The organism is Pseudomonas sp. PS1(2021), assembly GCF_020405165.1.
Taxonomy (GTDB): Bacteria; Pseudomonadota; Gammaproteobacteria; order Pseudomonadales; family Pseudomonadaceae; genus Pseudomonas; species Pseudomonas aeruginosa.
On record NZ_CP084484.1, the window covers coordinates 6016565 to 6028898 of the forward strand.

Consider the following 12334-nt stretch of genomic DNA (forward strand, 5'->3'; position numbering starts at 1 on the left):
GTCAACCTTCGTAGTGCAGGCGGCAGCCTTCGTCGGCCTGCCGGCCCAGCGCTTCGCGGACCTGCGGGCGGGCGTGGCGCAATACCAGGCGGCGGCCCTCAGCGTGCAGGCGGCGGGCTTCCTGCTGCAACAGCACTGCGCCGGCGAAGTCGATGAAGTTCACCTGGCGGGCGTCCAGCACCAGCCGTGGCCTGTCGCATTGGCGCATGAGGCGTTGCAGGTAGTCGCAGGCGCCGAAGAAGATCGAGCCTTCGATGCGTAGCACTTCTTCCTCGTCGTTGTGCTGGCGCAGTACGCGTGGTGTCGAGGTGCGCCGCAGGTAGAAGACCAGCGACGCCAGCACTCCCGCGTAGATGGCGTTCTGCAGCGGCAACAGCAGCGTGGCCAGGGCGGTTAGGCCGGCCACCAGGCATTCGGCGCGGCCGCTGCGGTAGAGCGCGCGGAGCGCTGGGCGGTCGATCAGGCCCCAGGCGATCAGCAGGATGCCTGCGGCCATCGCCGGCGACGGCACATGCTCGATCAGGCGCGCACCGAGCACGGCCAGCAGTGCCACCCAGAGCGCCGAAAACGCACCCGCCAGCGGGGAGCGCGCACCGGCTTCCAGATTCAGCCCAGAGCGGGTGAAGGAGCCCGCCGACAGGCTCGCCGACAGCCAAGGCCCGAGCAGGTTCGACAGGCCCTGGGCGCGGACCTCCTGGTTGGCATCGAACGCGTCTCCCTGGCGCGCGGCCAGGGCGCGGGCGATCGACAGGCTGGTGACCAGCCCGAGCATGCCGCAGGCCACCGCCGCAGGTAGCAGGTCGAGGATCGATCGGGAATCGAAGACCAGCGGATTCCAGCCCGGCAGTGCGCTCGATAAGGCCTGCACATGGGCTACCGAGGCGAAGGTCCCGGGTAGCGCCCAGACCAGCGTGGCACCGCCCAGCAAGCCAAGCAGCAGGGCCGGCCAGCGCGGTCGCAGGCGCCTGACCAGCAGGCTGAGCGCGAAGCTGAAGCCGCCCACCAGCAGCGATGGGCCATCGAACTCGGCGAACCGCGCCAGCAGCCGCCAGCCGTTTCCCGGCGCTGCGCCCTCCCCGCTCGCGGCCAGGCCGAGAAGATAGGGCAGTTGGCCGAGGACGATCAGCAGCGCCGCGCCAAGGGTGAAGCCGAGCATCACCGAATGCGAGACGAAATTGACCAGCGACCCGACGCGCAGGACGCCGAGCAGCCACTGGAAGGCGCCGGCGAGAAAGGTCAGCAGCAGCACGGCCTGGACGTATTGCGGGCTGCCCAGCGGCGCCAGCGGGGCCACCGAACTGAACAGCAGCACCGAGATCGCCGCGGTGGGACCGCTCACCAGGTAGCGCGACGAGCCCCACAGGCAGGCGATCGCCACTGGCAGCATCGCCGCGTACAGGCCGTACTCCGCTGGCAGGCCGGCGATCAGCGCATAGGCCATCGATTGCGGCAGTGCCAGGATTGCGCCATTCAGGCCGACCCAGGCCTCGCGCCCGAGCATGCCCCGGTGCAGCCCCGGTAGCCAGGCGAGGAACGGCAGCAGGCGCGTCCACATGGCGCTATGGCTGGCCGCGAACCGCGGCCAGGGCGTCGCCGCCGTCGCGGCTGGTCACCCCTTGCAGCCAGGCCTCGAGCACCTGCGGGTTGGCCTTGAGCCAGGCGCGGGTCGCCGAGGCCGGAGTCGCCGTGCCTTCCAGCGCGTCGCTCATCAGGCGGTTCTCCATATCCAGGTCGAAGCGCAGGTTGGCCAGCAGCCGCGCCGGGTTCGGGCACTGCGCGGCGTAGCCCTTGCGTGCCAGGGTGTAGACCTGGCCGCGGTCGCCGAAGTACTGCTCGCCGCCTTCCAGGTAGCGCAGGTCATGGCGGATGTTCATCGGGTGCGGCGTCCAGCCGAGGAACACCAGCCAGCGCTGGCGCTTCTCGGCCCGGCCGAGTTCGGCGAGCATCGCCTGCTCGCTGGACTCCACCAGCTTCCAGTCGCCGAGGCCGAACTGGTTGGCGTCGATCATCTTCTGGATCGACTGATTGGCCGGCGCGCCGGAGCCGATCCCGTACAGCTTGCGGTTGAAGCGTTGCCCTTGCGCGGCGAGGTCCTCGAAGCGGTGTACGCCGGCGTCCCAGACGTAGCGCGGCACCGCCAGGGTGAAGCGGGTGCCGTCGAGGTTGCGACCGAGGCGTTCGACCTGGCCGCTGGCGACGAACTTGTCGTGATAGTCCTGGTGCGCGGGCATCCAGCCGCCGAGGAAGGCGTCCACCTGGCCGTCGCGCAGGCCGCCATAGATGATCGGCACCGACAGGGTATCGATCTTCACCTGGTAGCCGAGGCTTTCCAGGAGAAACGCGGCGGTGGCGTTGGTCACCGCGATATCGCTCCAGCCTGGATCGGCCAGCCTGACGCGGGCACAGGCGGGGTCTTCGGCGTATAGCGAGGCGCTGCCCAGGAACAGGGTGGCGGCCAGCAGGCAGGTGGGAAGCCGGTTCATGGAAGTGCCCTCGTGCTCAGGGTTGCGGGAAGCGCGCGCGGCGCTCGAGATCGTCCAGGTCGATATGGTTGCGCATGTACTGCTGGCTTGCATCGACCCACGGCTGGTGGTCCCAGCTGGCCAGCCGTCCTCGCGCCAGCGCGGCGGCCACCAGGCGTCGGCGGCGCTGGCTGTCGAGTACGGCGCGGGTGATCGCGGGGATGTCCCAGCGTCGCCGGGCCTCGTCGAGGAACGCCTCGAACGTTCCGCGATGGGCCGGACTGGCGGCGAGGTTCTCGCGTTCCTGCGGATCGTTGCGCAGGTCGTAGAGCAGGCAGGGGTCCTGCTCGGAGTAGATGAATTTGTAGTCGCCGCGGCGGATCATCATCAGCGGGCTGAGGGTGCCCTCGGCGGTGTATTCGCCGATCACCTCGTCATGCCCGCTGCCGTCGCGCAGGTGCGGCAGCAGCGAGCGGCCTTCCAGCGGCAGGCGTGGATCGACCTGGCCGCCGGCCAGTTCCACCAGGGTCGGCAGCAGGTCCACGGTGGATACCGAAGCGCCGATGCGGCGCGGCGCGAAGCGCGCCGGCGCATGGACCAGCAGCGGCACGCGCGCGGCCATCTCGAACCAGTGCATCTTGTACCAGAGGCCGCGCTCGCCGAGCATGTCGCCATGGTCGCCGGAGAACACCACGATGGTGTCGTCGGCCAGCCCGCATTCCTCCAGGGTCGCCAGCAGCGCACCGATCTGCGCGTCGACGTAGCTGCAGGCGCCGAAGTAGGCACGCCGGGCGGCGCGGATGCGCTCCTCGGGCAACGGCTTGTCCCACAGGTCGATGACCTTCAGCAGGCGTTGCGAATGAGGGTCCTGCTCCTCCTGGGCGAAGCGCTGGCGCGGCAGCGGGATGTCCTCGTCGCGGTAGAGATTCCAGTAGCTCGCCGGGATGCTGTAGGGGTCGTGCGGATGGGTCATCGACACGGTCAGGCAGAATGGCTGGCCGGCGTGCTGGCGAACATGGTCGTAGAGGTACTGGCGGGCCTTGAACACCACCTCCTCGTCGAAGTCCAGCTGGTTGGTGCGCACGCAGGGACCGGCCTGCAAAACCGAGGACATGTTGTGGTACCAGCTCGGGCGCACCTCCGGCTCGTCCCAGTTCACCGCCCAGCCATAGTCCGCCGGATAGATGTCGCTGGTCAGGCGTTCCTCGTAGCCGTGCAACTGGTCGGGACCGCAGAAGTGCATCTTGCCCGACAGCGCCGTGCGATAGCCGAGGTTGCGCAGGTAGTGGGCGTAGGTGGGGGTATCGGCGGCGAAGTCGGCGGCGTTGTCCCAGGCGCCGATGCGGGTAGGCAAGCGACCGCTGACCAGGGTGAAGCGCGACGGCGCGCAGAGCGGGCTGTTGCAGTACGCCGAGTCGAACACCACGGCCCGTTCGGCGAGGCTCGAGAGGTGAGGCATGCGCAGCACCGAGCGCGGATCGTGAAGCGGCAGCAGCGGCGCGGCCATCTGGTCGGCCATGATGAACAGGATGTTCGGCGAGGTCTTCATCGGGCGGCTTATCCCATGCGATTGGGTTATGCGATAGTGCTGCGTCGATCATCAGTGCATCGAAATCCCTGGTAAACCGCATGGGGCTGGATGCGTTGGATAAGCCTGGCTTATGGGAGAACGCCTCATGCCGCTGTCCCTCGACCTGCTCCGGGTATTCGAGTCCGCCGCCCGCCAGCTCAGCTTCACCGCTGCCGCCGAGGAACTGGGGACCACCCAGCCTGCGGTCAGCCAGCAGATCAAACGCCTGGAGAAAGAGCTGGCGACCCCTCTGTTCCAGCGCCTTCATCGAGGCATCGTGCTCACCGACGCCGGCCAGCTCCTGCTCCGCCACGTGGCCGCCGGCCTCGAGACGATCGATGCCGGCATCGCCGCGCTGGGCGCGCGCCAGCGCCACGAGGTGCTCCAGGTGGCCACCGACTACGCCTTCGCTGCCTACTGGCTGATGCCGCGCCTTCCGCGCTTCCACCAGGCCCATCCGCACCTGGACGTGAGCCTGGTGACCAGCGAGCGCGGCCTGGCCGGCCAGCGCGGCGATATCGACGTGGCGATCCTGTTCGGCGACGGTCGTTCCAAGCACGGCGAAGCGCACCGGCTGTTTCGCGAGGAGGTGTTCCCGGTCTGTAGCCCGCGGCTGGTCGAGGGATTGCAGTTGCCGCTGGCCAAGGCGCACCTGGCGCGCCTGCCGATGCTGCATCTGAAGCCGGCGCAGCACGCCCGCTGGTTCGACTGGCCGGCGTTGTTCGAAGCGTTGGCCATCGATCGGCAGCCGATTCCGGCGGTGCTCAGCTTCGACAACTACACCTTGCTGATCCAGGCGGCCATCGCCGGCCAGGGCGTGGCCATCGGCTGGCGCCACCTGGTCGACGGCCTGCTCGAACAGGGGCTGCTTTGCCGGCCCATTGGCGAGAGCTGCCTGTCGCGATACGGGTACTATGCGGTATTGCCGGAGCGCAAGCGGCGCCAGCGGCTGGTCGACGGTTTCGTCGACTGGCTACAGGCCGAGTTGCAGGCCGGCGGCGCTTGAAGAGGTGACGATGAACGAGTATTCCACCCCCCGCATCCAGGGCTTCCATGCTCACGTCTATTTCGATGCGCAGAGCATCGAGCGAGCCCGCGCCCTTTGCGAAGAGGCGGCGCGGCGCTTTCCGCTGAAGATGGGGCGGGTCCATGAGCGGCCGGTAGGGCCGCATCCGGACTGGAGCTGCCAGCTGGCGTTCGCTCCCGAGGTGTTCGGCGAGCTGGTGCCCTGGCTGGCCATCCATCGGCAGGACCTGGTGGTGTTCATCCACCCGGTCACCGGCAACGATCTGCTCGACCATCGCGACCGAGCCATCTGGATGGGAGCCATTCGCCCGCTGGACCTGTCGATCCTGGACGAAGGCCCGCAACGCTATGACTTCGCCGTGCCTTGAGGCGCGGTCATCGTCATCCAGTCGTGCAGTTCGCATTGCAGCTCGCCCAGTGCCGTCACCAGGTCGTCGACGGCATCGGCGAGCTTGCGCACGGAGCTTTCGCCGCAGGCGATCTCCAGTTGGTGGCAGGCGCGTTCCACGGCGTGGGCGTGGATCAGCGAGGCCATGCCCGCCAGGCGGTGCGCCAGCTCGTTGAGTTCCTGGGTCTGCTCGCGCTCCTGGGCGCGCCGCAGCTTGCGGGTGTCTTCGTTGTTGCTGGTCATCAGCTGCGCGACGAGCAGGCGGCTGATCTCCGGTTGGTTGGCGCGGTCGCCCAGGGCGGCGGTCAGGTCGAACGTTCGCATGGGATCCTCAGATCAGCTCGTGGCGGCGGGCGAAATCGATCAGGCCGGCCAGGGAATGGGCGTTGAGTTTCAGCATGATGCGTGACTTGTAGGTGCTCACGGTTTTCTCGCTGAGGAACAGCTGCTGGGCGATGGCCTTGTTGGTGTTGCCGTTGGCCAGGTACTGCAGCACGGTCATCTCGCGGTCGGAAAGGCTTTCCAGCATGCGGGTCTCGTTGTCGCGGCTCTGCTGGTTGATGCTGCGCAACGCCCCGGTGGGGAAGTGGATGTAGCCGGCCAGCACGGCCTTGGCGGCGAGCAGCAGCTCGGAGAGGTTTTCCCTTTTGCTGACGAAGCCCATGGCGCCGGCCTGCAGGCAGCGCGGGGCGAACTGCGCCGGATTCTGCCGGGTCAGGACCAGGACCTTGGTGTCCAGCTTCAGGGACTTCAGGCGGGCTATCACTTCGAGACCGTCGATCTTGGGGATGCCGATGTCCAGGATGGCCAGGTCGGGAGACTTCTTGCGGGCTACCTGCAGGGCTTCGGCACCGTTGTCGGCCTCGCCGACGATGGTGAAACCGTCGCGCTCGAACAGCAAGCGCACGGCCAGGCGGATAGCGGGATGATCATCGACGATCAGCACCTTACTCATGCGAACCTTCTTTGAATGCGTTGGCTATTTGGGTGAGGCGCTATTCAAGGCTTCGGCAGAGTCGGCGGACAATAAGACGTTTCTGAAAGTGACCGTGAATTTTTCCTCACGGTTCTGGCAGCGTGCAACGCAAGGCCAGGCGCAGCGGGTTGCCTGCGCCTGGCGAATGCCGCTGTCAGGGTCTGTCAGCGTGCGTTGCGCACGCCTTCGGCCAGCTCGCCGCACAGGGCGAGGACATCCTTGACCGCCTGGGCATTGTCGCGGGCCTTGGCGATCCGGTCGATCAGCGCCGAGCCGACCACCACGCCGTCGGCCAACCGCGCGACCGCGGCGGCGTGTTCGGCGCTGCGGATGCCGAAGCCGATACCGATCGGCAGGTCGGTATGCCGGCGCAGGCGCGCCACTGCTTCCTCGACGTGCTCCAGGGTCGCCGCGTTGGCGCCGGTGACGCCGGCCACCGACACGTAGTAGACGAACCCGGAACTGCCTTCGAGCACCGTCGGCAGGCGCTGGTCGCCGGTGGTCGGGGTGGTCAGGCGGATGAAGTCGAGGCCGGCGGCCTGGGCCGGGTCGCAGAGGTCTTCGTTGTGCTCCGGCGGCAGGTCGACCACGATCAGGCCGTCCACCCCCACCTCCTTCGCCTCGGCAATGAAGCGTTCGACGCCGTAGTGGTGGATCGGGTTGAAGTAGCCCATCAGCACCAGGGGCGTCTCACTGTCGCCGCTGCGGAATTCGCGGACCATCTGCAACGTCCTGGCCAGGGTCTGGCCGCCTTCGAGGGCGCGGATGTTGGCCAACTGGATGGCCGGGCCGTCCGCCATCGGATCGGTGAACGGCATGCCCAGTTCGATCACGTCGGCTCCGGCCGCCGGCAGGCCTTTGAGGATTTCCAGGGAAGACGCGTAGTCCGGGTCGCCGGCGGTGACGAAGGTCACCAGGGCGGCGCGGTTTTCCTGCTTGAGCTGGGCGAAGCGGGTCTGCAGGCGGCTCATGCTTTCGACTCCTGTTGCATGTGGTGCATGACGGTCTGCATGTCCTTGTCGCCGCGACCGGACAGGTTCACCACCATGATGTGCTCCTTGGGCAGGCTGGGCGCACGCTTGAAGACCTCGGCCAGGGCATGGGAGCTTTCCAGCGCCGGGATGATGCCTTCGAGGCGGCAGCAGGTGTGGAAGGCCTCCAGGGCTTCGTCGTCGGTGATCGAGGTGTACTCGACGCGGCCGGTGTCGTGCAGCCAGGCGTGTTCCGGGCCGATGCCGGGATAGTCGAGGCCGGCGGAGATGGAGTGTGCGTCGATGATCTGGCCATCCGCGTCCTGCAGCAGGAAGGTGCGGTTGCCGTGCAGCACGCCGGGAACCCCGCCGTTCAGGCTGGCCGCGTGCTTGCCGGTGTCGATGCCGTGGCCGGCGGCTTCCACGCCGACGATCTGCACCCCGGCGTCGTCGAGGAACGGGTGGAACAGGCCCATGGCGTTGGAGCCGCCGCCGATGCAGGCGACCAGCGAATCGGGCAGGCGCCCTTCCTTCTCGGCCAGTTGCTCGCGGGTTTCCTTGCCGATCACCGCCTGGAAGTCACGGACCATCGCCGGGTACGGATGCGGGCCGGCGACCGTGCCGATCAGGTAGAAGGTACTGTCGACGTTGGTCACCCAATCGCGCAGCGCCTCGTTCATGGCGTCCTTCAGGGTACCGGTGCCGGCGGTCACCGGGATCACCTCGGCGCCCAGCAGCTTCATGCGGAAGACGTTGGCCTGCTGCCGGTCGATGTCGGTGGTGCCCATGTAGATCACGCACTGCAGGCCGAAGCGCGCGGCGACGGTGGCGGTGGCCACGCCGTGCATGCCGGCGCCGGTCTCGGCGATGATGCGTTTCTTGCCCATGCGCCGGGCCAGGAGGATCTGGCCGATGCAGTTGTTGATCTTGTGCGCGCCGGTATGGTTCAGCTCCTCGCGCTTGAGGTAGATCTTCGCCCCGCCGCAGTGCTCGGTCAGGCGCTCGGCGAAGTACAGCGGGCTCGGCCGGCCGACGTAGTCGCGCTGGAAGTAGGCCAGTTCCTCCTGGAACGCCGGGTCGTCCTTGGCCTTCTCGTACTCGCGGGCGAGGTCGAGGATCAGCGGCATCAGGGTCTCGGCGACGTACTGGCCGCCGAAGCGGCCGAACAGGCCCTTGGCGTCGGGGCCGTTGCGATAGGAAGTCATGGAGGGCTCCAGGAAATGACGTATGGGCAGAATCTAATCCCCCCGCCGGGTAAAAGAAACCGATAAGATTGCGCAAACCTGTCAGAAAAACTCACGAATAGCCATGAGCCGCGACCTGCCCTCCCTGAATGCCCTGCGCGCTTTCGAAGCCGCTGCCCGGTTGCACAGCATCAGCCTGGCGGCCGAGGAACTGCACGTTACCCATGGCGCCGTGAGCCGGCAGGTGCGGTTGCTCGAGGACGATCTAGGGGTGGCCCTGTTCGGCAAGGATGGGCGCGGCGTAAAACTCACCGATTCCGGCGTTCGCCTGCGTGACGCCTGCGGCGATGCGTTCGAGCGACTGCGTGGCGTCTGTGCCGAGCTGCGCCGGCAGACCGCCGAGGCCCCGTTCGTCCTCGGCGTACCCGGCAGCCTGCTGGCGCGCTGGTTCATCCCGCGGCTGGACCGGCTCAACCGTGCCCTCCCCGACCTGCGCCTGCAACTGTCCACCAGCGAGGGCGAGTTCGATCCGCGTCGTCCCGGCCTGGACGCCATGCTCTGGTTCGCCGAGCCGCCCTGGCCGGCGGACATGCAGGTCTTCGAACTGGCGCCCGAGCGCATGGGCCCGGTGGTCAGCCCGCGCCTGGCGCAGGAAACCGGCCTGGCCCAGGCGCCCGCCGCGCGGCTGTTGCAGGAGCCGCTGCTGCATACCGCCTCGCGACCCCAGGCCTGGCCGGCCTGGGCCGCGAGCCAGGGGCTGGCGGCGGAGGCGCTGCGCTATGGCCAGGGGTTCGAGCATCTCTACTACCTGCTGGAAGCGGCGGTGGCGGGCCTCGGCGTGGCCATCGCCCCGGAGGCGCTGGTCCGCGACGATCTCGCCGCGGGCCGCCTGGCGGCGCCCTGGGGCTTCATCGAGACCGATGCGCGCCTGGCCCTGTGGGTACCGGCGCGCCTGCACGATCCGCGTGCCGGGCGCCTGGCGCAATGGTTGCGGGAGCAGTTGGCAGGCTGAGCGCTGGCGATTTGCTGCACTTTTCCGGCTCGGCTAGTGTCCATTGAACAGAGGCGCCCGTCGGGCGCGAAGAACCAGGCATCGTCCGGGGAGAGAGTTCATGTCCAATCACCACACCTACAAGAAGATCGAACTGGTCGGCTCGTCCAAGACCAGCATCGAGGACGCCATCAACAACGCCCTCGCCGAAGCGGCGAAGAGCATTCAGCATCTGGAATGGTTCGAGGTGGTGGATACCCGCGGGCACATCGAGAACGGCGCCGTCGGCCATTACCAGGTGACCCTGAAAGTAGGGTTCCGTATCGCCAATAGCTGATGGCACCCTGGAAACCTGTCCACGATCGCCTGCGCCCTGGAAAGGCCGCCGTGTCTTTCCGCTTCGCCGGATCATGCACAGGCTATGAGGGCGGCGTGCCTCCATGGGCGGCGCGCTCGTCTCAACCTTGCCGCATTTGGCAAGCCTGACCCGTTCGGGTCTTCATCCATGCAACGAGGGAATGTGTTCATGAAGAAGTTGATGTTGGCAGTCGGCCTGTTTGCCGTGGCGGGCAGCGCATTCGCCGCCAAGCCCTGTGAGGAACTGAAAGCCGAGATCGATGCGAAGATCAAGGCCAACGGCGTTCCTGCCTACACCCTGGAAATCGTCGACAAGGGCAGCGTCACCGACAAGAAGGTAGTCGGCACCTGCGACGGCGGCACCAAGGAAATCGTCTACCAGCGCGGCTGATGCAGCGCCTGCGACGAGCAGTATCCGGGGCCGGCTTTCCCATGGGAGCCGGCCCTTTCTTTTTGCCGCGATGAGTACCCTGCCAACGATGGGTCTTGTTGCAGCTCGTCGAGAAAGCGTGCCATCTAACGGATTAATCCCAAAGTCTGTGTTAGGTTTTTCGGCACGCCCAGATGGCCTTGTGCCTTACTTCCGGATTGTCCGACTCATGGAAGACGGATTTCGGAATATTCCTGCTTACCCGCTGTAGCCGCTGGGCCAACATCGCGCCTTTCTGTATTTCAAGGAATGAAATCGTGGCTCTCCATCGCCTGGCCTTTATCTTCCTGTGCCTGCCGCTCATGGCCAGCGCCGCCCCCTTCACCTCCCCCGGCGACCGCGACCTGATCCGCGACCGCCAGCAGCGCCTGCTGGACGAACAGCGCAAGCGCCTGGAGGAACTCCAGCAACTGCCCGGCAAGGGAGCGCCCGCCGCTGCGGATGCCTCCGGCGACGACGAGCGCTGCTTCGAGATTCGCCGCATCGAGCTGGAAGGCGCCGGGCACCTCGGCGAAAGCGCGCGTCGCCAGTTACTGGCGCCCTACCAGGGGCGCTGCCTGGGCGTCGGCCAGCTCAATGCGCTGCTCAAGGCCGTCACCGACCATTACCTGGATCGCGGCTACGTCACCACCCGCGCCTACCTGCCACAGCAGGACCTGGCCTCCGGGACCCTGCGCATCATCGTCGTCGAAGGCCGCCTGGAGGGCCTGGACAGCTCCGCGCTGGCCAGCCCGCGCGAACTGACGATGAGCTTTCCGGGCAGGACCGGCGAGTTGCTAGACCTGCGCGAACTGGAGCAACTGGTCGACCAGTTGAGTCGCCTGCCGTCGCGCCAGGCGCAACTGGAGCTGGTGCCCGGCAGCGAGGTCGGCGGCAGCCGAGTGCGTCTCAAGGGCGAGCGCGACAAGCCCTGGCGGGTCTCCGCCACGCGCAACAACGACGGCGACGTCAGCACCGGCGAGCAGCAGATGGGCCTGGGTCTGGACTGGGACAGCCCGCTGGGCCTGGCCGACCAGCTCAACCTGCGCGCCAACCGCGACGCGGTGACCGACCGCTGGCGCCATTCCGACAGCCAGAGCCTGTTCTACAGCCTGCCCTGGGGCTGGTGGACCTTCACCTACGGCTACAGCCAGAGCGACTACCGCACGCGCAACGAGGCCAGCGGCTTCCCTTCAAGCTCGATGGCGACAGCCGCAGCCATCAGTTCCGCGCCGAACGCGTGCTGCACCGCGACGGTGTGAGCAAGACCGCCATGAGCCTGGGGCTCAGCCACCAGCGCACCAACAACTATGTCGAAGACACCCGCCTGGAAGACCAGAGCACGCGGATCACCGAGACCCAGCTCGGCTTCAACCACGGTCGGCGGATCGGCAGCGGTTTCGTCAACCTCGACCTCGGCTGGCAGCAGGGCATCGGCGCCCTTGGCGCGCAGGGTCGCGGCCACCCGCAGGCGGGCGATCCGAATGCGCGCTACGACAAGTACAGCCTGACCCTCAGCTACCTGCAGCCGTTCCAGCTATGGGGCGAGCGCTTCAGCTTCGACAGCCTGGCCACCGGGCAGAGGAGCGAGGACGTGCTGTTCAGCCCGCAGCGCATCAGCCTCGGCGGCAACAGCTCGGTGCGCGGCTTCAAGGACCAGACCCTGACCGGCGACAGCGGCGGCTACTGGCGCAACCAGTTGCGCTGGCGGCGTGCGGTGGAATGGGCGCCGCTGCGGCCCTGGCTGCAGGAATACGGCGTGGCCTTCGCCTACGACGTCGGCGTGATCCGCCACGACCGCTACAACGACGGCGCCAGCGGGCGCATGAGCGGCAACGCCATCGAACTGGATGCCCGGGGCCGCTATTTCGCCGCCAGCGTCGGCTTCGCCCGCTCGCTGGAGCGGCCCAGCGCCATTGAGCGGCGCGAGCACCCGATCTATTTCCGGGTCGACGCGTTCTTCTGAAGACGCGGCGACCTCCTGAACGCTTTAGGAAAGC

The 12334-nt window shown here is 67.4% G+C and carries 12 protein-coding genes and 1 pseudogene; 6 read left to right on the plus strand and 7 right to left on the minus strand.

Annotated elements, in window-relative coordinates; genetic code table 11:
• Nucleotide 1: 1 nt before the first annotated feature.
• The 3 genes from LE197_RS28625 to betC are packed head-to-tail and all read right to left on the minus strand — an operon-like array spanning nucleotide 2 to nucleotide 4011.
• Complete coding sequence (locus LE197_RS28625; protein WP_033937960.1) at nucleotides 2-1555, minus strand: SulP family inorganic anion transporter; 1554 nt, start codon at nucleotides 1553-1555, stop codon at nucleotides 2-4.
• Nucleotides 1556-1559: 4 nt separating this feature from the next.
• Nucleotides 1560-2483 (minus strand): choline ABC transporter substrate-binding protein, encoded by a 924-nt coding sequence (locus LE197_RS28630; protein WP_003118485.1) that lies wholly within the window; start codon nucleotides 2481-2483, stop codon nucleotides 1560-1562.
• Between the two features lie 16 nt (nucleotides 2484-2499).
• On the minus strand, nucleotides 2500-4011 hold the full coding sequence (gene betC, locus LE197_RS28635) for a choline-sulfatase (protein ID WP_003161593.1): 1512 nt from the start codon (nucleotides 4009-4011) through the stop codon (nucleotides 2500-2502).
• Nucleotides 4012-4123: 112 nt separating this feature from the next.
• On the opposite strand from betC, the gene LE197_RS28640 reads away from it, so the two are divergent.
• Nucleotides 4124-5038 (plus strand): choline sulfate utilization transcriptional regulator, encoded by a 915-nt coding sequence (locus tag LE197_RS28640; RefSeq protein ID WP_004351933.1) that lies wholly within the window; start codon nucleotides 4124-4126, stop codon nucleotides 5036-5038.
• Nucleotides 5039-5048: 10 nt separating this feature from the next.
• On the plus strand, nucleotides 5049-5426 hold the full coding sequence (locus tag LE197_RS28645) for a DOPA 4,5-dioxygenase family protein (RefSeq protein ID WP_003114635.1): 378 nt from the start codon (nucleotides 5049-5051) through the stop codon (nucleotides 5424-5426).
• Here LE197_RS28645 and LE197_RS28650 read toward each other — a convergent pair.
• From LE197_RS28650 to trpB, 4 genes are all read right to left on the minus strand, one after another.
• Nucleotides 5405-5770: an Hpt domain-containing protein gene (locus LE197_RS28650; RefSeq protein WP_003097330.1), complete on the minus strand. Its 366-nt coding sequence runs from the start codon at nucleotides 5768-5770 to the stop codon at nucleotides 5405-5407. The genes LE197_RS28645 and LE197_RS28650 overlap by 22 nt on opposite strands.
• A 7-nt stretch (nucleotides 5771-5777) precedes the next feature.
• Nucleotides 5778-6401: a response regulator transcription factor gene (locus LE197_RS28655; RefSeq protein ID WP_226033775.1), complete on the minus strand. Its 624-nt coding sequence runs from the start codon at nucleotides 6399-6401 to the stop codon at nucleotides 5778-5780.
• Between the two features lie 185 nt (nucleotides 6402-6586).
• The gene (gene trpA, locus LE197_RS28660) at nucleotides 6587-7393 is read right to left on the minus strand and encodes a tryptophan synthase subunit alpha (RefSeq protein ID WP_009875638.1); all 807 of its coding nucleotides are present in this window, start codon (nucleotides 7391-7393) and stop codon (nucleotides 6587-6589) included.
• A complete protein-coding gene (gene trpB, locus LE197_RS28665) occupies nucleotides 7390-8598 on the minus strand; it encodes a tryptophan synthase subunit beta (RefSeq protein ID WP_003097340.1) in 1209 nt (402 codons plus the stop codon). Before trpB ends, trpA begins: the two co-directional genes overlap by 4 nt.
• A 103-nt stretch (nucleotides 8599-8701) precedes the next feature.
• On the opposite strand from trpB, the gene trpI reads away from it, so the two are divergent.
• The 4 genes and pseudogenes from trpI (at nucleotide 8702) to LE197_RS28685 (ending at nucleotide 12300) form a co-directional block, all read left to right on the plus strand.
• Complete coding sequence (trpI, locus tag LE197_RS28670) at nucleotides 8702-9589, plus strand: trpBA operon transcriptional activator TrpI (protein WP_003111191.1); 888 nt, start codon at nucleotides 8702-8704, stop codon at nucleotides 9587-9589.
• Nucleotides 9590-9689: 100 nt separating this feature from the next.
• Entirely contained in the window at nucleotides 9690-9905 is a 216-nt protein-coding gene (locus tag LE197_RS28675) for a dodecin (RefSeq protein ID WP_003097345.1), read from the plus strand.
• Nucleotides 9906-10088: 183 nt separating this feature from the next.
• Nucleotides 10089-10316 carry a DUF1161 domain-containing protein gene (locus tag LE197_RS28680; RefSeq protein ID WP_003097347.1) on the plus strand — a complete coding sequence of 76 codons (228 nt, stop codon included), beginning with the start codon at nucleotides 10089-10091 and terminating at the stop codon, nucleotides 10314-10316.
• Nucleotides 10317-10657: 341 nt separating this feature from the next.
• Nucleotides 10658-12300 (plus strand): annotated as a pseudogene (locus LE197_RS28685) (ShlB/FhaC/HecB family hemolysin secretion/activation protein).
• The last annotated feature ends 34 nt before the right edge of the window (nucleotides 12301-12334 follow it).